Source organism: Bacillota bacterium, assembly GCA_024653485.1.
Classification (GTDB): Bacteria; Bacillota; SHA-98; order UBA4971; family UBA4971; genus UBA6256.
The window spans coordinates 67,446-93,381 of the sequence record JANLFY010000010.1 but is presented as its reverse complement, the minus strand read 5'-3'; the positions used below and the strand labels follow the sequence as shown (position 1 = coordinate 93,381).

Below are 25,936 nucleotides of genomic sequence, written 5' to 3'. Positions count from 1 at the left end.
TTCACCTCAAGTCAAGCAACTGCCCAGAGTAAACCCACGGGCGAGACGAACTCGCCCGTAGGTTCTCTCCGAAATCCACAATATCAAGCTGATCAGTACTTGGCTTTCAGAGCATCTAGCTTGGCAAAGATGTTCTCTCTAAAGTACTTGTTGACTTCGCTCTCTCTGCTCTGCGACAATGCGTTGTCGTAAGTGTTCTCCACGGTGCCCTCAAAGTAGCTCCTCCGACCGCCATAGAACGTGACCGCAAGCTCAGCAGTGGATCCGGGAGGGCCTTCCACGCGCAGCTCAGGCACCACCGGGAAGAGACCGCGGTCGATGAACAACCTCTGACCTTCGTCCGTGAGCAGGAACTCGATGAAAGCCTTGGCGGCATTGGGGTTCTTGCAGTTCTTGATTATGGCTATCGGCTCAGGTGTGACATATGCTCCCGGAGGGGCAATGAACCTGATGTCGGCTCCGTTGAGGAAGTTCTCAAACGCCATGTAGCTCGGGACTGCAAAGCCTAGCGCATATTCGCCCTTGGCTACCACGCCGGGAACATCGACTGACCTTGCGACGAACTGTCCGGTGTAGGCGGCCAACTTCGAAAGCCACTCCCAGCCCTTCTCCCAGCCGTACTTCTGCAGAATGACCTCGTAGGTCGCATGGTTCGAACTGGAGTTGTCAGGCGTGCACTGAGCTATCTGGCCCTTGAACTTAGGATTGGCCAGCATGTCCTCCCACGTCTTGGGCGGTGTGGCTCGCAGCCGCCTTGTGACAAGGCCTTCGTTGTACACGATACCGTAGGGTTCAAGCGCAGTGCCGACCCAGAAGCCTTTGGGGTCCTTCAGAGGCATGGGCTTGGGTGTGCCCATAGTACCGGGTATACGGTCCAGCAGTTGCTTAGGAGCCTCGTGCTTGATCAGAAATCCATCAGCTGCCAACATGTCGTAGAGTACCGTCTCGCCGCCCCACACTATGTCGGCCTGGGGGTTCGCACCCCACTCGCGGATCAAGCCTACCGCCACCTGAGTGCCTTTGGCGGTATAGTTGGTCTTTACGTCGACACCGTACTTCTCCTTGGCCCACACTTTAAAAGCATCGAGTGCAGCTACGCTGACAAAACTGGCAACGGGGGTAATTACGCTCAGCTCAGGCTCGATCCTCGCCGGAGCGGCTGAAAGCGTCGCAGACGCCATCATTATGACCGCCAAGACCAGCACCAGAAGCCTTTTCATCAGACTACCTCCTTGCACAGAATATCGCTTCTACCGCTCGATGATGGCCAACTGCCATGATACAACCGCGACGATCGTGGCGTTCCCCTTCAAGCAGAATCCGTCTAGCTTGCACAATGTGGCCGGCTGACCTGTCGGCCGCAGGCTGCAGCCGGCCTAGTATCGCCAAGACATCACCTCCATCCAAACCGGGCATGACAGAGAACGAGGGCGCACAAATGAAGCGCAAATGCTCCATGAGTGGCCCTCTCCCTATCTCCGTGCCACGTTCATCTAGCTCTAACATTTTGTGTTCGCCACCGATTCACTTAATCCTGCCACATCACTGCCAACATTTCGTCAACGCATCCGCAAGACTTGTGATTGGGCCTCTGCGCCTGGTTGAGACTGTGGCGAGAGTGCGGCGCGGCCGGTTGTTGTCGCCAATCATGAAATTCACCTGTATATCCGGGTTCGCAGCTTCGAACTCGTCGATGAGCTGGCGCACAAGCGCGCTGGTTTCAGGGTTGCCACCAGCCTGCCAGACCGAACTTCGACACTTTGCATGTGTCCGGTGGCGTTTGCCCAGTGTAAGGCCATATATGCAGAGAAAGCCTAGTGGCTAAGTCTGGAGGCAAAACCTGCATCTATATTCAGCTCGTGGAGAGCGTCTGGCGCGATGGCCGCCCCAGGCATCGAGTAGTGGCAAACCTCGGCCGGGAGGATCTCCTCGACCCTGGGCAGGTAGACCGGCTCATAGCATCGCTGGCCCCTTACGGCCGGGCAAAGGTGGCGAGTGCCGAGGATCTGGAGATCCTTAAGGCGAGAGAGTATGGGACGGTTTACGTGCTTTCGCACCTCTGGTCTCACCTCGGCTTTGACGGACTGTTCCGCGGTCTTGCCGCCCGACGTCGCCTGGGATTCGATGTGGAGGCCGGTGTTCGTGCGATTGTCTTCAGCAGGGTAATGGATCCGTGTTCTGAGAGGGCCACCATCCGGTGGCTCGACAGGGTTTATGCCCCGGACCTTGAAGGCCTGGAGCTTCATCAACTCTATCGCACCTTGGACTTTGTGTATGAGGTGCTGGAGGATGTGCAGGTTGGGCTTCTTGAGCGGGTGACCGCACGCCTTGTAAGTGACCTCCGGCTTGTGCTCTTTGACACGACGAGCGTGTACTTCGAAGGTGACGGGCCTTTGGGTCTTGCGCGGTTTGGGCACTCGCGAGACAAGCGGTCTGACCGTCCCCAGGTGGTCCTGGGGCTGTTCGTGACGCCTGAGGGGTATCCCCTGTTTCACATGATCCTCCCCGGTAACACGAGTGATGTCTATGCCTTCAGGCAAGCCATGGATGAGCTTCGCTCGAGGCTTCCGGTCGGTGAGATCACCGTGGTAGTGGACCGGAGGATGGTGAGCGAGGCGAATCTTGCGGCGTTACGCAGCGCTGGCATCGGGTATATCGCGGGGACACGGATGCGCCATCTTACCACAAGAGATGTCCTATCACGGGCCGGCCGGCCGTTGTCATGTGGTGGATCGTAACCTTCACGTCAAGGAGGTACGGATGCCGGAGGACGAGCGGTATGTGGTGTGCTACAACCCCGAGGAGGAGCTTCGCGATAGAGAAGAGCGCGAGGCGATGGTGACATACCTCAAGGCCGAGATTTCAAAGGGAGTGGGCCCGCTTCTTAAGAACAGCGTAGCTCGGCGTTATCTTACCATCCATGGGGCCAAGGTGGAGCTTAACGAGTCGCGCATTCGTGAAGACGCCCGCTACGACGGCAAGTGGGTGCTTACGACGAACACCGCACTTTCACCCGCGGAGCTGGCGCTGTCTTACAAGGGACTATGGAAGGTAGAGGATGCGTTCCGTACCATCAAGAACCCCCTGGAGGCAAGGCCGATCTACCACTGGAAGGATGAGCGTGTGCGGGCGCACTTGAGCCTGTGCGTCTTGGCGTACCTCCTTGAGGGTGTTATCGATGTAGCGCTCGAGAAGGCGAACTTGGGCATCACCGCACAGACAGCCCTAGAGGAACTTAGCCAGATTCGCGCTTGCGAGACCGCCATCGGTCGGGGGCGGTGGATTACAACCACCACTCCTACTGACCGGCAGCGGGCCATCCTGAACGTGTTGGGGGTACCGATACCCGAGCGAATCAGAGCCTTTGAATCCATAGTGGCGAAATGAACGACCTATATGCCGTCTAACTGCGACGTTACTCCGCAGGTGTCGAAGTTGGGCTTGAGAAGGTCCTCCGGAAACTTCGCGAGCCCCCCGGGACGCTCGCGGTGCCAAGCGGAACGAGATACCCCGCGTTTGCGAGGGCTTCCATGCCGCCGTATGACCTGAGCTGGATGATGTCCGGGCCCGTGCCACCTTGGAGTGCGGTGGCGAGTATCGTGTTGTACTCCGTGTTCTTGAAGGACATGAACTTCATGCTGATGTCAGGATTGCTCGTCTGGAACGCCCTGATGGACTTCGCGTAAGCATCGATGTCCTCGGTCCGCCAGCTCCAAAACGTGAGCTCGGCCTTCTCAGCCGCTCCCGCGACCGAACCAAGGATGATGGCCAGAAACGCCGCGCACGCCAGACATACGACCCGAAGTCCCGACGTCTTCATGGGTACGTCACTCGCGTCCACGTCGCACGCGGCGGCCGCGACGGCCGCATGAGCCTACTCGTCTGAATGGCAAGAGAACGTACTTTTTTCGGCGTGAGGACAGAAGGAATTCCTCCGTCAACGTCAAACTGATGACTTGATCAATCGCTTTAACATAGTACTTAGAAAAGTGGTGGGTATGGATTCTGCATCGACACACGGACGCAACGCGATCGAGATCGGCAGGCGCAACCGGTGTCTCGTGCTGGGCGCCGTTCGCGTTCATGAGCCCATCTCCCGCCCTGAACTAGCAAGGCTCACCGGCCTCACAACGGCGACCATAGCAAACATCGTGGGCAAACTCCAGAGGGACCACCTCGTAGAGGAGGTGGGGTCCGGCCGGTCGACGGGCGGTCGAAAGCCAGGACTATTGCAGCTCGAACGGACCTCGCGTCTTGCGATCGCAGTCGACCTTGCCGCTACGGACCTCATGGTCGCCTTGACTAACGTGAAGGGCGAGGTACTGCGGCGGTCCAAGAGGGAGATCGCGACTGATGTTGACCTGATGATAACGCGAATGGTGGACGCCATCCGGGAGATGATGGGCTGCCCCGAAGTCGGCGGGGCTTCGATAGTCGGGATAGGCGTGACCGCACCGGGGCTCATCGATCACGCGGCCGGGACTATCGTCAAATCCGTGAGGCTCGGATGGTACCAGGTCCCGCTCAAATCGCTCCTTCAGCGACACTTCGAAGTCCCGGTGTTCGTGGGTAAGGACACGACTTCGGCACTCCTCGGCGAGCAATGGTACGGCACCGCAAGAGACGCCAACAACCTGATCTATGTGTGGGTGGGCACAGGAATCGCCGTGGGGCTCCTCGTCGACGGGCGAGTCTACACGGGTGCCACCGGTATGGCTGGCGAGCTCGGCCACACGAGCATAGAGTGCAACGGCACTCCCTGCACGTGCGGGAATCAGGGCTGCCTGGAGGGTCTCGCAAGCCTCGAGGCGATAGCCAGCAAGGTCTCCTCCCGGGTTTCCCCCGGTGAGGACGAGGCTACGCATGACGCCGCGCGCGCAGGTGACCCGCGAGCGCGCGAGACAGTGAGGGAAGCAGGGACATACCTCGGCGTCGGCATAGCCAACCTCATCAACTTGTTCAATCCCGAGCGCATAATCATCGGCGGCCAGATCACGCAGGAAGATAAGGAATTCGTTGATGCGGCCATCGAGACGGCAAAGCGTCGTGCCCTCTCGGAACCCGCCAACAGTGTGACGATAACCATGGCTAGCTTCGGGCAGGACGCAGGACTGATAGGAGCAGCAGCCTTGGTCTGGCGCGAGCTGCTTCGCACCCTGTGACCGCGCCCCGCGACGGCGCGGCACAATTGGGGCGGCTGAGCACGAGGTCGTCAGCGTTCTCTCGTTTTCCGAGGCCGCGGGCTCCTAGTGCTCCACCCGGGGATGGGGACTCGGGGATGGCGACCCGACCGGGGCGCGTTGGTGAAATCCGGTCCTGACGGCGCTAGGGTTGCCGGTGCTTGCACGACGGGGCGCGGAGGATCCGGCTGTCTCGCGCGCCGAATCCGAGCAAAACCGGGGCACATTCTGCTTGATTCTCCGAAAGTTAGGAGGGTTTAAGGTGAAAAAAGGCATAAACCAGTGGTCTTTTCCGTCTTCGTACACGGTCAAGGAGTGCGTGAGACTGGCGTCCGCCGCGGGTTTCGATGGCATCGAACTGTGTCTTTCAGAAACGGGCGAGCTCTCTCTCGACTCATCAATCCAAGACGTCTCCAGAATCGCACAGGCAGCGAAGCAGGCCGGGCTCGAGATACCGTCGCTTGCCACCGGGCTTTATTGGAAGTACTCACCCACGGCTTCGGATCCGTCCGTCCGCTCGAAGGCGCAAGAGATAGCAAGAAAGCAACTCGAATTCGCTTCGCTGCTCGGGGCGGACACGATCTTGTACGTCCCGGGCGCGGTGAACGTGCCGTGGGATCCAGGTTCAGAGACCGTTGATTACGAGACCGCGTACCTGCGAGCAAAGGAGTCGCTGCTGTGCCTGGTGGAACACGCGGAGAGAGCGGGAGTGACTATTGCAGTTGAGAACGTTTGGAACAAGTTCCTCCTCTCGCCCTTGGAAATGCGAGCCTTCATCGACGAGGTCAACCACCCAAGGGTGGGCTCTTACATGGACGTGGGGAACGTGCTCGTTTCGGGCTACCCGGAGCATTGGATCAGGATCCTCGGCCCAAGGATACGCAAGGTCCACGTGAAGGACTTCAAGCTTGAGATCGGCAACATCCAAGGGTTCACCGACCTCCTCCGCGGCGATGTCAACTGGCCTGGAGTCATCTCGGCGCTCAGGGACGTCGGGTACGACGGTTATCTCATTGCCGAGATCATGCCGCCGTACCGCTATTATGCCGAGAAGATGATCTACGACATCTCGTCGAGCCTGGACAGGATCATGGCCAAAGGCCCGGCGACCTCGCACCGGACTCGCGCTGAAAAGTGAAAGTATCGGAGATTCGTGGCGGTCTACCTGGAGCCCTTTTGGGTCCACATGCTAAGCATACAAGGGAGGGTTGAACTTGGTACGGATTGGGATCCTGGGATGCGGTTTCATCGGCAAGGTCCATGCCAAAGCATTCGCACACATACCCAACGCGAAAGTCGTAGCGGTGGCGGATCACGACAGCGGCCGCGCGAGGGAAGTGGCAGACGGGCTCGGCGCTGAGGTGGTCGCGACCGCGGATGATGTCCTGCATAGGCAAGACATCGATATGGTGGATGTGTGTCTTCCCACTTACCTCCACGCTCGTCACGTGATCGCCGCGGCTCGAGCCGGAAAGCACGTGCTCTGCGAGAAACCAATGGCTATGAACCTCGAGGAGGCCGACGCCATGATAGAGGCCGCCGAGCGTGCGGACGTCGCGTTCATGGTGGGCCACACGCTCCGGTTCTGGCCAGAGTACGTCACGATATGGGATCTCATACGTCGGGGTGAGCTGGGACGACCCGTCGCACTCTCGGCTGCGCGCCTTGGAACACAGCCGATGTATTCGTGGGACGGATGGCTTCTGGACCCCGGGCGTGGCGGAGGGGCGGTCCCGGACCTCCACATCCACGATATCGACTACATCGCGTGGCTCCTTGGGCGTCCCAAAGCGGTCGTGGCCCGAGGAAAACGCTCAGCCAATGGGGGCTGGAACCACGTGTTCACCACACTGGACTACGGAGATGGCGTCGCGGCGTTCGCAGAGGCAACCTTCCTCGTCCCGTCGGGCTTCCCGTTCACAATGATGTTCCGGGCTGTTTGCGAGAACGGGACGGCAGAGTTCATATCGAGGGCGGGCGTGAACATCGAAGCCCGCGAGGGGGCCGGAAAGACGCTTACGGTGTACCGCAAGGACGGCACGGTGCTCCGTCCGGACACGGCGCGGCAAGACGCATATGAAGCGGAGCTCGCGTACTTCGTCCGGTGCGTCGAGGATGGCAGACGACCGGAGACAACAACCCCGGCGGATGCAAGGCTCTCACTAGAGATCGTGCTTGCGGCCATCCGTTCCCTGGAGACTGGTGATGTAGTGGGCATGTAATGCCCCGCAGAGCAGACAGGTGGTTCTCGGACCGTTGCACCTACGCAACACGCGGTACCCTGAAGCTAGGTAGGCTCGAAATGGCCAAAGCTTCAGGGCACCGATCTCTTGGCCCGTCCATCCCACCAATACGTGTGGAATTCTTCGAAGGCGCACAGCAGCGCGTCAATATCCTCGGGGGGCGTTGGAGGATAGATTCCCACCATGAACTCCAGCCCCTCCTGGAGACCCTAGCTTACAAACTTCTTCCTCAATTAGGTTGCAAAGCTCCTCCCGAGTCCCAAAGGGCACGACGGTCTGCTTGTTCGCCGGCATCCTCTTTCGTCTTCGCGGAACGCTGCTCGCAAGACTCGGGCGGATCATGCTCCCGGCTCAGGCTCCTGGCCCGCACGCAAGCTCTATGACTGATAGTCCCAGCACGGCGACCCCGAGTGCAAGAGCCTTCAGGTTGAAGTCACACCGGGGATCGTGAAGACCAGGGGTGAGATCGGCCCCGAGGCCGACGTAGGCCGTCTTGAGTTGAGGCTTGTACTGCCTGTATGAATGGAAGTCCTCAGCTCCGGGCGTGGTTATTCGATCGATCGCCCCGGGCTCGCCCAAGACTTTGGAGATCGCTCTCTTCACCGCTGCCACGGTTCCCGGGTCGTAGGCAGCCCCAGGGGTATGCTTGACTGACACCTTCTTCGCCACGGCTCCGTTAGCCGAAGCCGCGTGCAACACAGCGCTGTCCACCCTTTTTAGCAGCTCGAACGCTACACCGTCATTCTCAGCCCTTATGTTTACGACCATCGTCCCGGACTCCGGGATTATCCCCGCCGGGCCGAGTCCTGCCTCGAGACTCACGACGTTTACGGTGGCACACAACAACGGGTCTGGCTTGATGCTGTTGACCGCGAGGACCGACGCCGCGACAGCATCTGCCGCGTTCACGCCGAAATGCGGCCTCCCGCTGTGAGCGGCCTTGCCCGTCACCTTGTATCGAACGGTAAGGCTTGCCGAGTGCTGCAGGCACGGGGTCGCCTTGCCCAAGGGGCACTCCGCCGCGGGCCGCAGGTGTATCCCCAGCAACACCGCCACGTCGTCCACCGCGCCGGCCTCGGCCATCCTTCTGGCCCCGAGTCCCGTCTCCTCGGCGGGCTGGAATATGAGTTTCAGGTGTTCCCGGGCTCGCGGATAGCACCTGGCAAGGATTTCGCCCGCCCACAGGACCATCGTCGAGTGCGCGTCGTGTCCACACGAGTGGATGAAAACCTTCTTGCCGTCGACTTCGTGTTCCAGCGCATCCATGTCAGCCCGCAGAGCGACTACGGGCTGCGTGAGTCGGCCCAGCGTAGCCACGACACCGGTTTCCGCGACGCCAGACTCCACCCGAAAGCCGGCAGCGACAAGCCTGTCGGCTATGTACGCGGAAGTCCTGTGCTCCTCGAACGGCCCCTCGGGCATGGAATGGAGAGTTCGATACGTTTCCACGATCTCGCTTTCGCACGCCCGGATCTCCTCGAGGATCCTGCTTTCGTCCGTCATTGATCCTTCCCGTTGCACGTTGCATCCCTCACTGGGAGCCCGCATTCGAGGCAGCCCCTTGCCATGTTCGACAGCACCGCATCGTCCACGACGCGGCCGTACCTCCGAAGCGCGATCATCAAGGCCCCTATCACCGCCGGAAAGCGTGGGCTCACTATCCTCGCCGACGGAGCTGCCCGGAGTAGCTCAGACCTAAAGGGACCGACCACGAGTTGGCCTGCCTTGAAGACGCTCCCGCAGGGCGCCACGTCGAATTCCTCGTCTTCCAATCCAAGCGCCTTCACCACGGCAACGGCAGATAGGCCGAGTTCCCTCCCAGCAGTCTGGAGGATGTCCACCGACTCAGCGTCACCTTCACATGCTGCCGCGACCACAAGTGGCGCGAAAGACGCTATGTCCTTCGCCTTCGTCTCAGAGCGACACAGCACGCTTCTGAGTCCGTCGGGCGTGTCCAGGCGATAGTGGGCGAGCGCCTTCTCCACGAGGATGGTGTAGTTCCCCCGCCCGTCGCGTGCCCTCGCAACCGCTGTGAGCCCTCTCCTTCCGATGTCATAGCCGCTGCCCTCGTCCCCTATGAGGTAGCCCCAGCCTCCCGCTCTTGCCCTTCGCCCCGTCCGATCGATCCCCACCGCAATGCTCCCTGTCCCGGATATGACGACTACTCCCCAGTCTTTCGCGGTGGCGCCGACCAGCGCAGCAACCGCGTCGTTTTCGAGCACGATGTCGGCCGCCGGCACGACCTCGCATGCCACCCCCGCGGCGACCGGGCTCCGCCCGTCAAGCCCGACTCCCGCCAACGCGAGACACGCCGCACTCAGCCTCGGGCGGCTGATCCCTGCCCGCGAAAAAGCGTCTTCCACCACGTCCATAAGGGTCTCTCGGAGAGCCTCCTCGCCGCGCGCAAGTGAAAGATGATTTGACGGCCCCCCAACGGAAAAGCCGAGGATGCGACCATCCTCATCGCACAGCGCGCACGCGGTTTTCGTGCCCCCGCCATCCAGTCCAAGGAAGAAGCGCATATCTGCAGCCCCCATGCCCACGACTCATTCCGCCCAGGTGCCAAGCGCGACCTCCGCCCAGGCGGGACCACAGAAGAAGGTGGCGCGCTTGCGGCGCGCATCGTTCGAATTCGGCGCGTGGGAAAGCCGAATTCTCCATGCCCCGTTGCGCAAGCACCGGCAACCCTGGGCAGGACTCCTCCGCCGAAAGATGGCGCCACCTCTTGGCGACATACCTAGACGTAGTTCAACCCGGGCACCGGGAGCGGTATGGGGAAGGCTCGCTCCAGCAAACGCCTTGCCGTCGTTCCCCCGCGCGGGACAATGCTCTCGAGGTCTTCCGGTGTGATCCCGCCGAAAACCAGCCGGGTGAGGTGCTGGCGGCTCGGTATCTCGACTGCTTCGTCGCCCACGTGGAGGGTCCACCGCGCTTCCTGCCCCTCGGACACATCGGGGGCCTCCACGATGAATACTTCCTTGCCGACCTCCATGCCAGTTCGCTCTTGGATGTATGAGGACAGCTTTGCCAGGATGGTCCCCGGGTCGGTTATGTAGAGCGTGTGTCCGGGCAGCGTGCATCGCGTCCCGGAAAGCCCGTCCGCGGTCAGCAGATCGAGCAACTGCCCGTCGTGCGCGGGTAGAGTAAACGTGATGACCGAAGGAGAGGTCTCGCCAATGATAGTGCCGATCGTGTCAATCACCGCGTCGCGGACGCCAGCGTACTCGACGATGTGCAGCCTGGTAAGGCCGGCTTGGACAGCCCGCACCCGCGAAATGACGTAGGCTGACACCCGCTCCGGACGCTCTTTGTATGCTACAGCGATCCGCTCATCTCCGAGCAGCCGCTTCAATCGAGGGTGTTTCCAGATAAGCTTGTCGAACTGTTCTAGGCTGCGGAAAAACCTCACGGGCTCTCTGCGGTACAGCTCATGCAGGACGGGCAAGTCACGTTCCTCAAAGGGACGGCACGATACCCCATCCCGCGATGTCCTTCTGCGCTCACGATTCGTCAGGAATCTGGCCCAGTCGTCGCCGGTGAACTCGAACCGCTCGAAGCACCCTGCCTCGACGCATCCAAGCTGCTTGTAAAGCCCTCGATCCCCGGATATCAACGCCACGGGGATCCCTGCCTCTCGAAGCCGCCCAAACACGTCAGAGACCAGCCTCCGCGCTAGTCCCTGACCCCGGTACTCGGGCCTCGTGCATACGGACCCTATTGACCCGACCGGCAAGTCATGACCCTCCGCGAGGATCGTCTGGTGTAGGCACCCGACGAGCGAGACAAGCCTTCCACCCTCGGAAAACACCCGCAGCTGCCCGACGCTGTCCGGCACAAACAGCAGCGGGAACTGGAGCCTCATGCTTGTGCCACCCGGGTCGAAGACCTCGGTTGAGAGCTCAACTGCTTGCGCCAACTCCTCGACCGCAAGGCTCCGAGGGCCGTCGAGCCTTGGGATGCCGCCTTCCGAAGCCCAAGCGCCTGCCACGGACTCATCACTCCCTCATATGCACGCAGCTTGTGCACGCAACTTGGCTAGGACATTCTGCAAATCCGCCCGGGCGTAGCGAACTCCATTGTTGGCAGTTCATCTGGGAGGGCCCTCAGCGATGTCGCAAGAAGCTTGATTGACCGCGCTCCATTCTTCGCTGCTGATATCCCCATACTTGAAGAGAACGAAGCCGTCTGCCCCCGACACGCGGGCGGTGTTCACGGCATCAGCCAGATCCTGAGGCGTGACCTTACCGTAGGCCTGAACACCGGCATAGACTCTCGGTTTTCCGTCGCTCTCCGCAATGGCTCCCTGAGTCACGGTCCCCACCCAGGCAGGTGTCTTGCCGTAGTCAGCGTGATAGGCCATGGGACAAATGAAATCGTAGAGGTCCGCGTCGCAGTACCGCTGCCCGTAGTGGCACAGCGCAAACGTCTTGGAATCAGCAAGCGCGCCTTCAGGCATGAGGCTTGCCGAGAACGCGACGTTCGGCTTCAGCTGCTTCACGACACTCCGCATGCTTTCTATCGCTGCTCTCACCTCGTCAGCGCGCATGTCCACCCATGCCTTGACGTCGCGATGCTCCGGGTAAGCCTCGTTTTCGTATGCGTCGAATACGTACTGAGGATCGGCCGCCCCCCATGAACCGCTATAAAACGTCTTGCCTAGAGCTTCTCTCACGCGCTCGATGTCGATGCCCAGCTCGGCGGCCTTCTCATAGTGGTGGGGGCAGAAACAGTACACGGCGTGCCCATACCGTATGTAGTCCAAATGAATGCCGTCCACATCGTACTTCTCGAGCACTTCCCGGATCATCGCGTTGGTGTATTCGAGGTGAGCTTGAGAATCGGGACACACTCTCCCATCGGTGATCTCATAGGGCTTATCCCCTGAATCAGGTTTTCCCCGGTGCCAAACGCGGTCCTCGGGATGCGCATCTGTGTATGCCTTATCCTGGTTGAAGACAAACCATGCGTGGACCTCGATCCCTCTGGGATGGCAGGCAGCTATCATCTCCGCAAGCACATCTCTAGAGGGATCAACCACCGGGGCAAGGCTGCTACTATAACCCGCCGTCCCAGCGGTCCCTCTCACCAGCAGGAACACCACGTTCACGTAGTTTGCTTCCAAATCCTTCGCTATCGCCTCAGCACCCACGTCTCGCACAGTGCTTCCCCACAGCCACACCCCTCTGACCCCATATTCCTGATGGCCTCCGGCAGCAGATACGGTAATGCCCCCGCCCAATACCACAAGCAAGAAAGCCGCAACGAGGACTACAGAGCCTCTCCGAAGAGCTCCTGTCATAGCACGGTACCCTCCCTTTCAGAAGCATGGTGTCGATGAATGTGCGCCACGCGCAATCTTGCGTGGAGGAACCTGGCTTCTACACTACCCTCAGACTCGCGCCTCATCCCGAGACCACGCCTGACTGCCTGCCCACAAGAACATGGCTACCGTCTCACAGAAACCCAAGTTCGAACTCAGAAACTGCCGCTACCTTCCTTCCTCCTTCTCTCCCTTGCGAACATGGTCCCGTCCGGACGACGAACGCATCAGAACCGGATTCCATGCCCCCTTGGGTACAGCCCCGGGATTGCCACCGGAAGCCTGCCCTGGGGACGTATCTCACCGAACATGACTTCCGCCGCTGCCCGTATCGAGCAATCGCGATACCCATACGTGACGAGATAGGTCTCCACCTCGGGGTATGCTCGTAAATCGTATGGATTTCTGATGGCGAGAGTCACGATAGGTTTACCGGTCTCCATCAGAGCCTTCACCAAAGCGCCCTGAGCTTTCTCGTCCGCCGGAGTCTTGCACGACGTTACCACGATGACCACGTCAGCCTCAAGTGCCGTACCCACAGCGTGACGGATATCCTCGGCGGCAGGCCGTAGAGGGACGTCCACTTCTCTCGTCCGAGGACAACGGGTTCTGACAGCTTCCCCAAGCACGCTTACCTTGTCCCGAGCGTCTTCTGCGCGTAAGAGAGGCATGGTTGAGGGGTACACGACCGCGTACGCATCACTGGTGGACGGAGCCAGAGGCAGTATGCCCCGGTGGTCCCTGACAACCGTGATGGAGGCCCGAGCAATTTCCTGCTCTATGAGCCTGTGTTCCCCGCAACCTACTATCTCCAGCCCCTTGCTGTACCCGACCTGGGCCCTCTCGAAATCGCCGAGCCAGGTCGCCTTGGCACGGAGGATCCTGCGCACGGACTCGTCGATCCGCGCCCTCGGGATGGTACCATCTTCGACGGCTGTCATGAGGGCATCAATTGCCTGTTTCTGAAGAGCCAACGTGTGACACATCAAGACGATGTCGGCACCGGCGTTCACAGCCGCCACGGCAGCCTGCCCAGGGCCGTAGTTGTCTTTGATCGCCCGCATCTCCAAGCAGTCTGTAATGACGATCCCGTCAAACAAGAGCTTGCGGCGGAGAAGCCCTGTCAGGATGTCCCACGACAGCGTCGCAGGCACACCGCGAGGGGCGCCGAGTGCCGGGTATGCGATGTGGGCAGTCATTATGGCCGGCACGCCGGCCTTGATGGCTGCGGCGAATGGCGCGAGCTCCACTCTTGCCAGGTCTTCGCCGGGGAAATCTATCGTCGGCAGGTCCTCGTGGGTGTCGTACCTCGTCCTTCCGTGACCTGGAAAGTGCTTGGCCTCACAGACCACACCCGCGTCGCGGAATCCTCGGATCATGGCCTCGGCGAGCCGCGACACCTCGTCGGGATCATCCCCGAACGACCGGACCCCGATTATCGGGTTGTCGGGTTCCGCGTTCACGTCTGCAACAGGCGCAGACACAATGTTCATGCCCATGGCGAGAGCCTCGCAGCCCATTGCGTATGCCGCTTCATAGGCATACCGCGTGCTGCCCGTCGCCCCGATAGCCATGGCACCTGGAAATGTGCAAGTGCCCTCAGTCACCTGCATGACTATGCCGCCTTCGCTGTCCCCGTGGATGAATAGAGGCGCAGCAGCTCCTGCGGCACGAGCTGCTCTTTGCAGCTCAGTAGTGAGACCTCTCATCGACTCCGGGGTCCTTGCGTTTCTTGCAAGGACCGCAACCCCGCCTATGCCGGGATCCCGAAGGAGTTCGCTGACCCCCGGCGGCAGCTCTCCGTGAAAGGGCTCCGGGAAGCCTACCATCATCATCTGGCCGACTTTCTGCTTGAGGTTCATAGAGTCCAGGACCGACTCAATGCTTGTGCAATTGCTTGCGCTCTCCACAGATCTCAGCTCCCACCTTTCCCGCACGCTTATCGCACGCCTCAGCATAGGCGTCAGCGGCCTCGCCATGGGCGGCCGTCATGGACAGACCAGAAGACTCAACCCTTTATCGAGCCGATCATAATGCCCTTTTGGAACAGGTTCTGCATCGACAGGTACACGATGACTATCGGCAAAGTTGCAAGAGTCATCCCGGCACACAGCGTCCCCCACTGCGTCACGTTCAGGCCCCTGAACATCGTGAGAGCCAGCGGAAGCGTCTTGAGCCTGATGTTGTTGATGATGAGAAGAGGCCAGAAGAAGAGGTTCCATGACCACATTGCCTTGAATATCGCCATGGTGGCCGTGACCGGCTTCGCGAGAGGAAGCATTATGGACATGTATGTGCGAAACGCAGAGCAGCCGTCCACTCGCGCCGCATCCTCGAGGTCTTGAGGAATCGTCTGAAAGAACTGCTTGAACATGAAGATGCCGAAACCGCTGGCCAGGAACGGCACGATCATGCCTTGATATGAATCCAACCACCCCAATCTCCGTACGACCAGGTACAGCGGGATGGCGATCACGTAAAACGGGACCATCATGGTTCCCAGGGCAAGGTAGAACAGAAGATTTTTCCCCGGGACCCTCCTTCTAGCCAGGACGTAGCCTGCGAGAGAGTCGATTATCAGCGCCGGTCCCGTGATGAGCACGCTTACTATGAGGCTGTTCAAGAAGAACGTGCCAAGGCTTACGGATTCATCGAAGCTGCGGGAGAAGTTCCATGCCTTCACGTAATTGGCCAACGTGACATCTGTCGGGATCAGCCGGTATGATATGATGACCGAATCAGGAGCAAGTGAAGTCGAAATCATCCAAAGAAACGGTGCCGCCATCACAAGTGCGCCGAGTATCAAGGCTGCACACTTGAGTGCCTCCAAGATGTATGCCTGAATGCGTCCGCTGCGTCCTCCAGTCAAAGCATTTCACCTCCAACCTATTACCGGAAAGTTAGTAGACGATCTCCTCCGCCCGGAAGGCTCGGCGCATCACCCAGCTCAACAGCAACAAACCGAGGAACAACGTAACCGCGAGCCCGCTCGCGTACCCCATATCGAATTCGAAGAACCCTTTTGTGTACAAGAGGTTGATCAGCGTTGTGGTGCTGTAGCCTGGCCCGCCGCCCGTCATGACATACGTTTGTGTAAACACCTGGAAAGAACCGATGACCTCGGTGACCAGGATGAAGAAAGTCGTTGGTTTGAGCAGGGGGATGGTTATGAACCGGATCCTCTGCCACCCTGTTGCGCCGTCGATCGCCGCGGCCTCATGCAATTCTGGCGGGATCCCCTGAAGGCCCGCAAGGAAGATGGTCATGACGTAACCTAGTTCCTTCCACACGCTCATTATGCATACGGAGAGCATTGCAAGTCTGGAATCTGCAAGCCACCCCTTCGGGGGGAAGCCCAACGCCTTGAGCATCTGGTTTGCGAGGCCGGCCTCGCTTGCGTTGAAGACCAGCGTCCACACGATCGAAGCCGCAACCATCGAGGTGACAACGGGCAGGAAGTAAACAGTCCGGAGGAGATTCTTGCCGGACAAATGCTTCTGATCGAGCAGAAGCGCAAGCGCGAGACCCAACACCAGGCGTGCGGGCACGGTGCCCAGGCTGTAACGCAGGGTGTTCCAGATTGCGACCCTGAAAACGCTGTCTTTGAACATTTTGATGAAATTGGCGAGCCCGGTGAATTGGGGCTGCCTAAGAGACAAGATGCTGTAGTTGAACAAGCTCAGGTAGAAGCTCCACGCCACTGGTATGAATATGAACACAAGGAAGACCATGTAGGCGGGAGCGATCATGGAGTACGACTCCAGAAGCTCGCCAACTCTGTACACCAGTGCCCGAGCTCTTCTCTTTGGCTTAGCGACATCATGGGCCACCGTCGTCTGAACGCTGCCACCTGGCGTTGTCACCGTGTGCTTCATCCGGTATCCCCCGCTTTCTAGGCTACCGCCTCCGCCGGGCTCAAGCCCGGCGGAGGCTCCATCACACCAACGGTCATTCGCCCTATCGAATCTCAGGGCTGTTTCAGTATCTCTTCCAGCTTCTTCTGGAGGTCATCCATGGCCTGTTTGACCGTCTTCTTGCCTTCCATAGCCTCCTGAACCTCTGCGCGTATCGCGCTTGAGAAGCTCGAAGCTTTGGGATGTTTGAAGTAGAAGTACCCGCCGACCTCGAGCTGCTTGGCAAACGCCTGCCTGATGGGATCCTTGAAGTACCCGTGTTCTGCTAGAGACTTCCTCGCCGGGGAGAAACCGGTGAGCTTGCAGTACTCAGCCATACACTTCGGCGAGAGGAAGAACTCTATGAACTTCCATGCAGCTTCCTTGTTCTTTGACTGCTTCGACATGACGAGCACGTCAGTCCCCGCGTAAGCCGCGTGACCCTTCTTGTGCGGCAGCATGCCGATCCCGAACTTCCCTGTAAGCGCAGGCTCTTTGGAGAACATCGCAGCAGTGTCCTCACAGTCGAAGAACATGGCCACCTTGCCTTCAGCGAACATCTTCTGGATCTCTTGCAGGTTTATCGTGGTTATGCCTGGCGGCGTGACCTTATGGGTTCGAACGAGATCGATGTAGAACTGCATAGCCTCAATGACAGCAGCGTCATTGGCGGTAGCCACGTTCCGCTTCTCGTCCACGAAGTCGACACCATTCTGACGCACGAAGGGCTGATACTGTGAGACATAACGCCCCGAGGTCCCGAACCCGTACTGATCGATCACCCCGTCGCCGTTGAGGTCGCGTGTCAGCTTCTTCGCATATGTCAAGAACTCTTCCCAGGTCCAGCTGGTCGTCGGCTCAGGGACGCCAGCGGCCGCCAAGAGGTCCTTTCGGTAGAACATCGCGCGTACAGTGCCAAACCACGGGAGAGCGTAGAGCTTTCCATTGTACGTGGCCCTCTCAATGAACTGGGGCAAGAAGTCGTTCTTCGTCGCCTGCGGTATATATGCATCAAGTGGTTCCAGCCCGCCCGCCGCTGCAAGCACGAGCTCAAACGGGTCACCGACGGTGAAGACATCCGCAATAGTGCCACCTACTATGGCAGCCTGGAACTTGGTGTGTGGGTCTTCGGCCCACGGGATCGCCTGGAAATTCACCTGTATGTCCGGGTTCGCAGCTTCGAACTCGTCGATGAGCTGGCGCACAAGCGCGCTGGTTTCAGGGCTGCCACCAGCCTGCCAGAAGGTGATGGTAACCTTCTTGGCGGCGCTCGCCAGCGGAACGGCTATCAGCATGACCGCCAGACACGCAACGGAGACCAAGGCAAACCGCTTCAGTACTCTCGAAAACCGTGGCATCTCCTCTTACCTCCTCGTATTTCCGATTAGGTCTCGGCAAGAACAGCGCTCTGACAAACCCGTCTCCTACCTCTCCTACCTCGCTTGAGTCACCCGCGTCCGTCCCATCGATCCGACCCTGTGATCACCACCTCCCATCCCCTACTATTTGGCGCAAGTTAACGGAAGGCTTAGTCTACCCAACCATGGCCTTGATCTCTTGCAGGTACCACGCGGCGTCCGAAAGCGTGCCGTCATCCCAACCGCGCCTTGCGAGGTCTGCCGCGCGAAGGAACCTTTTCAGGGCGTCCAGAGCACGGGCATCACAGGTATCGTGGCCTTGCGTGGCTGCTTCTGAAAGGCGCCGTCCGCAGCAGTAGCGCCAGGCGTTGTATGCCTCGCAGAACGCCAAGAACCTGTTGAAGCCCTCTTCTAACTCCGAGGCAAGGCGCTGGTCTTGCAACAGCTTCTTGACGACAGGTATGAGGGTTCTTATGATGGCTGCGGCCATGAGAAGGTCTTCGGAAGCTCGCTGTGAGCTGGGGTTCGCCGCCACATCACCAGCGTAGTCACGAGTATCTCTAAGCGCGTCATAGCACCTCGTGTAGGCCTCCACCAACAACTGGAGCGGCTCCCGTGCCTCAGCCCCCGCGACGATTGCAACGGCCTCTTGCAGCGCCGCTTCAGGCCGGTACGAGGCAGGGTCCCAACAGTACCTTCCGATGGTCCACAGAGGAATCTTGGACGCCTCCACCTGCCGCATCGGGTTAGATACTAGACCCTTGATCCAACGGGGCAGCTCCGTGCACGATAGCTTCACGGGCTCGAGCAACAAACGCCAGGGGTGTGGTGCGAGATAGTCATTCACCGGGTAGTTCAGCCAGAGAAACGGCTTCCTGCCAACTAAGGAGCAGAGGAGCCGCGCATCTTCCCCGGTGACGATCGTTGAGTTCCACTCGGGACCCGTCCAAAAGACATCCACATCCTCGGGCAGACCGTGCACCAATGCTTCTGTGTAATCCTTCCTTTCAAGTGCATAGCGGGTGAAATACGTAGTCGGACAGAATATGAGCTTGTTCTCAGAGTCGAGACTCCTCAAGGCATCGTCGAGGCGCCTTACGAGATCTACATGCGCGTGGCCCAGCCCCGCATATGCGCGCCTGTCCTCCGGGTGTGTCATCTCGAAGTTGATGTCATCAAGGGCAAGCGCGAAGGTCCTCACGCCGAGGTTGTATGAAGCCCGGAATTTCGCAACAAGGAGCGCCAGGTCCTGTTCGCTTGAGTAACACATTGGAGGGTCACTTCGAAGGGAAGGATTGACAGCAACGCATACACGAATGTACCTCTCGTTGCACCGCTGCACTATTTCTGAAACCGCCTGCAGATGTTCGTCTGAATACGGCTTCCGCCACTCGCGGCAGTGCTCTGGCACCATTCCGTAGCACAGCATCAGGAAATTGAACCGACACGCAGGCAGGAAATCTATGATCGATAGGTAATCCGATGGGTTCCACCGCAGCCCTTTTATCCCGCGCACCGCCATGGCGGGAGAGGACGAGATGTCGAGCGCCGGAACCTCAAGCACGCCGTTTTCGAACCTTGACCGCAGCTTCAGTTCCTGGACGCCATAGAGCAGGCCGGCTGGCGACCCCGCAACGAGCCTGGCCTCGACGTGCGGCCCCTCGCTTCTCGGTGAGATGGTCAAACGGTAGCCTTCCTCCGACGCCTCCCCGAGCGCCTCAGGATTCAAATCCAGCGAGATTGTATCTCCCTCGTCTCTCTCGGCGGGGGCACCTTGGAGGCGGTCAGGGCAATCAAGCGTTACAGGGATATCCACCCCGAAGGCCATCCGCAGGAACTCCTGAAGGTCTCGGACGGCCGCGGAGCGCTTCCGCTCAAGGGAATCCACTACAATAACGCATGTCCTATGAATATGGGCCCGGTCGGTATTGTGTACACTGGTCAATGTCCTCAGCCCTTCCCATCCTTAGCCGTTCATGCGCCTGCCCGCTCGGTCCTACGCGGGCTGACCTATGCCTGGTTCTTACCTTCTGGTCCCGTATCCGCCCGCAAACCTCGGCTCCCACTGCTGGTTGTGCTCGTCTCCGCCTTCCACGTTGGAGCTTATGAAGACAGGCGGCTTTATCCCCGCCCGGAGCAGCCTCTCCATAACTTCCGCAACAAGCATATTGATGATCGCAGCTCCCGTGACGGTTGATGTGGGACTTACCTTGGTCGAAAGTCCATCCACCTCAAGGATGGCGTCCCCGAACACCCCGCAGTTGTCGATGACTATGTCGGCGATCTCGAATATCCGCTTACCGCTGCTGTGGCGCGACGCAACCTTGCTCGAGTGAGCCAGCGACGTGAGGGCAATAACCAGTGCACCGCGGCCCTTCGAGGTAAGCGCCACTTCCACAGGCACGACGTTTCTCCCGGAGTTGGAGATCACCATGACCGTGTCGCCCTCTTCGATACCCGCGTGTTCAACGATGATCTCTGCGTAACCCTCGAGTCGCTCCATCGCAGTCGCCTTAAAGGGCCCTTCGTGCAGCATTAGCGCAGGTTCCAGGATCGCATTGACTGGCACAAGTCCTCCGGCCCGGCAAAAAGCCTCTTCAGCCATCATGTGCGAATGGCCTGTGCCGAACAGGTGAAATGTCTTGCCCTTGCGGATCGACTCGGCCACGGCATCGGCAGCCTTGCATATGGCCTCGTACTGCGTCTTCTCTATAGCGTCCAGGAGTTCACGGATGCTTTCGAAGTATCTCCTACCTAACACCTATCCGACATCCCCTTTATCACCTCATTCGCGATCTCTTCTTCGATCAGGCCTGCTGCCTCAGACGTGACACGGCTCATGAGCGCTTCGTATGAGAAGGAGGTAGCCCCCTGTGCCTCCTCGGCGTCCGTGATGTACCCGAGATGGCCGTTGGAATAGCCGATAAACCAGACCCGGTCTGTCGCAAGTCCTCTGATCTCGGCGATCCTCCGCGCTACGCGGCTTCCAGTTCGTGCGGTCGCCTCCCCGGGGACGAAAGCCATAACGGCAGACTCTAGATCCAGCAAACACACCTCGCATGTAAGACCTTCTCTCACGCTTTCAACGACCTTGACAGCTTCGCTCTCCGCGGAGTCTGCAGGCTCCGCGGAGCCCACGGGGTCCGGACGGTCTGCGAGCCCGGATGCCTGGAGCCCTTCTTTCTTCCCCCCAGGGTCCCGGCTTCTCTCCAGGACTATCTGCCACGCCAGTACAGCCGATTCCGCACGCCTCACCTCGCCAGGTGACGCGTCAGCGCTGGCCTTGAGTTCCGCCAGTTCCTCCTCGGCTTTTCTGAGCGCCTGAGAAGCGGATTCAGGCGATACGGGCGGTTTACAAGGCAACGTGACCCTCTTGCGCAACACGCATATCCGCTGCGTCGGTACGTACTCGACCTGGCGGGCGGCACCAAGTGCGCCGTCGGCCACGATCCGGCCGAGCCGTTCCGCTTCGTCAAAACTCGAGGCGCGTCTCGTGTAGCGAGTGCTCACGTCGGCAGACGCACCGTTGAGGAACATCACCATGCCGATGGGGTCGCGTGAGGCCTCCATCATGTCTTGGGTGTACCCAGGCCAGTCGCGAGAGAAGAGAAGGTTCTCCGGGCCCAGGACCGTCGGATGGCACCCGTAATTGATGACGCACGCAATAGGGCTCCCGCTCACGTCCTCGAGCTTCATCACCCTCACTAGTGGGTCGAAGCTGGACGATGAATCCGTCCTGTTGCACGCAACCCCTTGAACCCTGCACGAGCCGAATCCGATGCGCCCTAGGCGGCGAGTCTCCCAGGCGACAGCCGCAGCCTCCGCGGCCTTGCACACGATCGCGCCCACGAGCTCACGGTCGTGGTTTTCGGAATTGGAGAGAATCCCCGCCGGCCCCGCGTGCGTGTGCGTGGCGCAAACGACCACGTCTGCACCGCCTCCAGGCAGCTCGCGAAGGCGCGACATAGTCTCCCGTCTTATGGAGGCGACAAGGGCTTCGCCCGCCGCAAACAAGTCTAGAGCGACCAACACAAGCCCGCGCCCGCCATCGTCAAGCGTGACCACCCGCACAAACAGGGGGTCGTGGACGCCTTCGGCCACTCCAGCCCGTGCCCGATAGCCTGCCATAGGAATCCCGAGAGCAGGCGTTATCTCCGTTTTGGCTGCGCCGACATAGAGCATATCGAAGCCCACCTCAGAACCGACCGGCTATCGCATATGAACTGGACCGGCAGTCATCCACTCAGTTGCCGATCACTCAGTTGCCGATCGTCAGTACTTCTTTCCCTTGACAGCTTCACCGGTCCGCTCGATGAAGCGGACCGCGCGGTCGTAGATCTTGAGAGCGACCCCAACGAATAGAGCGTCTACGATACTGAGCTGCGCCATCACGGACGGCATGCCACCGCTGCCGAAAGGGGTCTCCTCTGACGCGGTGAGCAGTAGGATGTCCGAAATCTTTGCCGCCGGAGACCTGCCGCGGTTAGTTATGCATATGACGCGCGCGCCCTGCGCTTTGGCAAGGGACAACGCGTCCACGACGTCCTTCGTGCTGCCCGAGTGCGAGAAGCCGATAGCCACGTCTTTGTCTCCCATGAGGACGGTAGACATGGCCTGCATGTGAGGGTCTGCGAAAAAGTTGGCCGGGATCCCGACCCTTATCAGCTTGTAGTACGCGTCCTGCGCCGCCAAGGCGGAGGTGCCGACCCCGTAGAGGTATACTTGCCGGGCGCCAGAGACAGCGTCGACCGCCTTGGCCAGATACTCCATATTGAGGAGGTCCAGGGTGTCATTGATTGCCTGGGCGTTTGCTTGAAAAGCCTTCCTGACAGCCGTTGCTAGGTCGTCACTGGGGCCGATATCTTCGTGAATGTTCTTGTTTGGCGATACGAGCTCCCGAGCAAGAGCGATCTTGAGCTCTTGGTAACCGCTGTAGCCAAGGCGGTTGCACAGACGTATCACTGTGGCATCGCTGGCACCCGAGTTGACGGAAAGCTCGGTGATTGACTGGTAGATCACCTGCGCCGCGTTATTGAGGATGTAGGATGCAACCTTCTTCTCGGACGGTCGGAACGTTCCGAACATCTTCCTTAGTTTGGGAAGACAACCCGCAAATGGCACAGCGTTCTCGACCACAGGTGTCCGCTGAGATACTTGAGACAACGCTGACGCACCTCGCTTTCCGCATCGTGGGCGGCCAACGGCTCTGCAGTGGCTCCCACATTACAAGGCGTGTAGAATTCCTTCACGATTGCTTTTCAGTCATGGGAGATTTTCGACATGCTGTGGAGAATTCCTTCCTGAGTACTTGTGCGCAGAGCAAGGTTTTCTCCGTCGCCAGCCACGAAAAAGGGTGAAGAGAGGCTCGGATACCCCAAGCCCCTTGGCTTGCTCTTGCTGGTTGAGTGGGAAGGCAACGCCGGTTGAGGTCGATGGATCTCGCATGTCCCAACCACTCGGACACGTTGCTTGCCAGGAGGGTTACGGCGTCGTCCGCCGGAAAGCCCCCGCGCTGTCTGCGGGTCTCGTTGGCGGCCGGACCGTTCTCCCATCTCAGCTGATGAGAACTCACGGCCGCCGGCGCTTGGGCAGCAGACCGTTTGAGCCCCGCTGTCTCGAAGCGGCCGCGCAATCCACCCCGGTGACTCTAGACCATCGACTCCGGAGGGTCCCAAGCGGGTAATTCGCCGACCGATCCGGTCGCAATGAAACGATAGGAGCGTGCCGACAGTGCTGGAGAGGCCAGAAGCGGTCGTCATTGCCGGGCAAGTGAATGAGACTCTCAAAGGCAAGCGAATCGAGAGCGTCATAGCAAACCATTCGCCGCATAAGTTCGCACGGTCCCCCGGCGACCCACGGGAATACGACAGCCGACTGAAAGGGCTCACCATCGAGAGCGCAATTGCCTTCGGAAGCATGGTAGAGATAGCGGCAGGTCCTGTGCGGATCGTCTTGGCTGAGGGTACCAGCCCACGCTACTACCGCCCAGGCGGGAAGCTGCCGGCAAAGCACCAGCTCCTCGCGAGGTTTGACGACGGTTCCTCACTCGTCGGCTTGGTGCAGATGTGCGGAGCTGTCTGGGCGTTCCCGGCGGTGCAACTCCGTAATCCATACTGTCTCGGTGCCAGGCACAGGCCCTCACCTCTCATCGATGCGCTTGAGTACGCGCGTTTCGAAGCCCTGCTGGAGGGCCAGAGCCTCGACGCACCATCGGAGAGAGTCTTCTGGGCAACCGAACAGCGCATACGCGGACTGGGCAGCGGGGTCTTGCCTAACGCCTGTGGACCGCCGGGATCCACTCAAAGCGTAAGCTGTCAACCATATCCGACCACGGACTGCAGGCCCTGTTCGACTCGGTGGAGTCTGTTCTCAAGGACGTGGTTGAGCAAGGCGGCAGGGATACCTAGCGCGACCCGTTCGGCGTCACAGGAGGATACAGGATCACACTCAGCAGGAACACAATGAACAGCCCATGCCCTGCCTGTGGGACGATCATCCCTGCCTACCGGACGATCATCAAGAGAGCAGCGCACCTCGACGCAAGCACTTGCTGTTGCAAGCGATGCCAGAGCCTGTAAACGAAGCCTGTGAGCGAGATGTACGCCGCAGCCGCTCCGTTGGAGAGACACTCAGCTCCTCCAAGGGAGCGTGATGCCAGCCAGCGACAACTCCCTGACAAGTGAGAATGGGATGCACCATCCTCGCCCTTCTTCTGGTAGTTGCCGGGTTGCCGGCGCGGAACTCGGGGACGGCATCCATGGGCGTGTGGGCGGCCGGGCTGCGGCCCTCATCGATCGCCGTGAACACAGGCGACACCCATGAGCCGCAGGGCGGGCGTCCTCAGCGGGGCCGAACTAGAACTCGCCCGATCTAGCCTCACGCCGCAGACCGTCCTGCAGAGAGCGCCAATACAGCTGGCCCGTTCCTGAGAAGAAGGCCCCGAACAAGAAGAGGAACAGCAACGCCGCCCCCCAGCCATAGTGAAGCACGGTTCGCCTGGTCAGCGTGCCCAGAGCGTGCATCGCGACCGTCGAGTGGACCAAGCCGACGACGAACGGCAGGAAGAAAATCACAGCCATCTGGCTCAATGCCTGCCCTCGCAGCTCCCTTCTCGTCACGCCCACCTGCTGGAGCCTGCAAGCGTGCCTGCGGTCTTCCTCTATGTCCGTGAACAGCCGGGAATAGAGAAGGCTGAAGCATGCCGCGACAAATACGAGCGATACGAAGACCTCGATGAAAACGACAAGTCCCGTCTGAGTCACTTGCGTCTGGTACTGCCTAATGGTCGTCGAGATCAGCTTCTTCTCTTGCCCTTCGAAGAGCGCCACCAGCTCGGACGACGCCTGCTGCGTGGCCTTGCCTCGCCAACTGCCGGTCCACATGGAGATGTGGATCCGCTGCCCGGGTGCGACTCTGTCAGCCAAGCCCTCATACACGACGTCCGATACCACCAGGGTGTACAGGAGGTGTCGTCCCGGGTTCACGAGACGACCGGCCTCATCCGGCTTGACGGTGAGCGCCAGCTCAAGGCTGAACGGCTTGCTGATGTAGTCGTCGCCACCGCTCTCGAGCGCGCGCACCTGGTCAATGTCCTGGTGGCGGGCGGATATGAAGATGATGGGCACCCTGGACAGGGCTCGGATCTGACGGCACCAGTAGTACCCGTCGTACCTCGGCAGGTTGATGTCGAGGAGCACGAGGTCGGGCTCGCAGGAACAGAAGGCCTCCTTGACCCGGGCGAAGTCATCGACCGCCGTAACGGTCGTACCGTACCGCTTCAGCGCCTCCGCGAGGATCCTGGCGATCTTCGGGTCGTCCTCCACCAACATTACGCGGTAACTCCGCTGATCGGACATCATCGGCCTCCATTCCGACACTCATCCCGCCCCATATCGCCCATATCAGCGACGCATATCATTCACGAGCATGAAGACAGCATGCT

21 protein-coding genes are annotated in these 25,936 nt (G+C 59.8%); 6 read left to right on the top strand and 15 right to left on the bottom strand.

The window, feature by feature from the left end; genetic code table 11:
* Nucleotides 1-92: 92 nt before the first annotated feature.
* Nucleotides 93-1,220 (bottom strand): extracellular solute-binding protein, encoded by a 1,128-nt coding sequence (locus tag NUW12_09410; GenBank protein MCR4402976.1) that lies wholly within the window; start codon nt 1,218-1,220, stop codon nt 93-95.
* A 597-nt stretch (nt 1,221-1,817) separates the two neighbouring features.
* Between NUW12_09410 and NUW12_09405 the strand changes: the two genes are divergently transcribed.
* Together NUW12_09405 and NUW12_09400 are read left to right on the top strand one after the other, a co-directional pair.
* Nucleotides 1,818-2,738 carry an IS1634 family transposase gene (locus NUW12_09405; protein ID MCR4402975.1) on the top strand — a complete coding sequence of 307 codons (921 nt, stop codon included), beginning with the start codon at nt 1,818-1,820 and terminating at the stop codon, nt 2,736-2,738.
* Nucleotides 2,739-2,760: 22 nt separating this feature from the next.
* Nucleotides 2,761-3,387: an IS1634 family transposase gene (locus NUW12_09400; GenBank protein MCR4402974.1), complete on the top strand. Its 627-nt coding sequence runs from the start codon at nt 2,761-2,763 to the stop codon at nt 3,385-3,387.
* A 28-nt stretch (nt 3,388-3,415) separates the two neighbouring features.
* Here the strand turns inward: NUW12_09400 and NUW12_09395 are convergent, their stop codons facing one another.
* A complete protein-coding gene (locus tag NUW12_09395) occupies nt 3,416-3,820 on the bottom strand; it encodes an extracellular solute-binding protein (GenBank protein ID MCR4402973.1) in 405 nt (134 codons plus the stop codon).
* Between the two features lie 178 nt (nt 3,821-3,998).
* On the opposite strand from NUW12_09395, the gene NUW12_09390 reads away from it, so the two are divergent.
* The 3 genes from NUW12_09390 to NUW12_09380 all read left to right on the top strand — a co-directional run bounded on the left by NUW12_09390 (nt 3,999) and on the right by NUW12_09380 (nt 7,402).
* A complete protein-coding gene (locus tag NUW12_09390) occupies nt 3,999-5,162 on the top strand; it encodes an ROK family protein (GenBank protein ID MCR4402972.1) in 1,164 nt (387 codons plus the stop codon).
* Between the two features lie 280 nt (nt 5,163-5,442).
* A complete protein-coding gene (locus NUW12_09385; protein MCR4402971.1) occupies nt 5,443-6,318 on the top strand; it encodes a sugar phosphate isomerase/epimerase in 876 nt (291 codons plus the stop codon).
* Nucleotides 6,319-6,394: 76 nt separating this feature from the next.
* Nucleotides 6,395-7,402 (top strand): Gfo/Idh/MocA family oxidoreductase, encoded by a 1,008-nt coding sequence (locus NUW12_09380; protein ID MCR4402970.1) that lies wholly within the window; start codon nt 6,395-6,397, stop codon nt 7,400-7,402.
* A gap of 372 nt (nt 7,403-7,774) precedes the next feature.
* Here the strand turns inward: NUW12_09380 and NUW12_09375 are convergent, their stop codons facing one another.
* The 12 genes from NUW12_09375 to NUW12_09320 form a co-directional block, all read right to left on the bottom strand.
* Entirely contained in the window at nt 7,775-8,944 is a 1,170-nt protein-coding gene (locus NUW12_09375; protein MCR4402969.1) for an amidohydrolase, read from the bottom strand.
* Nucleotides 8,923-9,945, bottom strand: a complete 1,023-nt coding sequence (locus NUW12_09370; protein MCR4402968.1) for an ATPase — start codon at nt 9,943-9,945, stop codon at nt 8,923-8,925. The genes NUW12_09375 and NUW12_09370 overlap by 22 nt, the downstream gene beginning before the upstream one ends.
* Nucleotides 9,946-10,160: 215 nt before the next feature.
* Nucleotides 10,161-11,411 (bottom strand): GNAT family N-acetyltransferase, encoded by a 1,251-nt coding sequence (locus NUW12_09365; GenBank protein ID MCR4402967.1) that lies wholly within the window; start codon nt 11,409-11,411, stop codon nt 10,161-10,163.
* Nucleotides 11,412-11,510: 99 nt separating this feature from the next.
* Nucleotides 11,511-12,722, bottom strand: coding sequence for a family 10 glycosylhydrolase (locus NUW12_09360; GenBank protein MCR4402966.1), 1,212 nt, complete (start codon nt 12,720-12,722; stop codon nt 11,511-11,513).
* 248 nt (nt 12,723-12,970) lie between these two features.
* Nucleotides 12,971-14,701: a glycoside hydrolase family 3 protein gene (locus NUW12_09355; GenBank protein ID MCR4402965.1), complete on the bottom strand. Its 1,731-nt coding sequence runs from the start codon at nt 14,699-14,701 to the stop codon at nt 12,971-12,973.
* 50 nt (nt 14,702-14,751) lie between these two features.
* Nucleotides 14,752-15,612, bottom strand: coding sequence for a carbohydrate ABC transporter permease (locus NUW12_09350; protein MCR4402964.1), 861 nt, complete (start codon nt 15,610-15,612; stop codon nt 14,752-14,754).
* A 31-nt stretch (nt 15,613-15,643) separates the two neighbouring features.
* On the bottom strand, nt 15,644-16,618 hold the full coding sequence (locus NUW12_09345) for a sugar ABC transporter permease (protein ID MCR4402963.1): 975 nt from the start codon (nt 16,616-16,618) through the stop codon (nt 15,644-15,646).
* Nucleotides 16,619-16,710: 92 nt separating this feature from the next.
* Entirely contained in the window at nt 16,711-17,994 is a 1,284-nt protein-coding gene (locus tag NUW12_09340) for an ABC transporter substrate-binding protein (protein MCR4402962.1), read from the bottom strand.
* A gap of 175 nt (nt 17,995-18,169) precedes the next feature.
* A complete protein-coding gene (locus NUW12_09335; GenBank protein ID MCR4402961.1) occupies nt 18,170-19,822 on the bottom strand; it encodes a beta-N-acetylglucosaminidase domain-containing protein in 1,653 nt (550 codons plus the stop codon).
* 195 nt (nt 19,823-20,017) lie between these two features.
* On the bottom strand, nt 20,018-20,755 hold the full coding sequence (locus NUW12_09330; GenBank protein MCR4402960.1) for an SIS domain-containing protein: 738 nt from the start codon (nt 20,753-20,755) through the stop codon (nt 20,018-20,020).
* Entirely contained in the window at nt 20,749-22,176 is a 1,428-nt protein-coding gene (locus tag NUW12_09325; protein ID MCR4402959.1) for a neutral/alkaline non-lysosomal ceramidase N-terminal domain-containing protein, read from the bottom strand. The genes NUW12_09330 and NUW12_09325 overlap by 7 nt, the downstream gene beginning before the upstream one ends.
* Before the next feature lie 90 nt (nt 22,177-22,266).
* A complete protein-coding gene (locus NUW12_09320) occupies nt 22,267-23,157 on the bottom strand; it encodes a MurR/RpiR family transcriptional regulator (GenBank protein ID MCR4402958.1) in 891 nt (296 codons plus the stop codon).
* A gap of 567 nt (nt 23,158-23,724) precedes the next feature.
* Here NUW12_09320 and NUW12_09315 point away from each other — a divergent pair.
* Entirely contained in the window at nt 23,725-24,459 is a 735-nt protein-coding gene (locus tag NUW12_09315; GenBank protein ID MCR4402957.1) for a hypothetical protein, read from the top strand.
* A 389-nt stretch (nt 24,460-24,848) separates the two neighbouring features.
* Here the strand turns inward: NUW12_09315 and NUW12_09310 are convergent, their stop codons facing one another.
* The gene (locus NUW12_09310) at nt 24,849-25,823 is read right to left on the bottom strand and encodes a response regulator (protein MCR4402956.1); all 975 of its coding nucleotides are present in this window, start codon (nt 25,821-25,823) and stop codon (nt 24,849-24,851) included.
* Between the last annotated feature and the right edge of the window lie 113 nt (nt 25,824-25,936).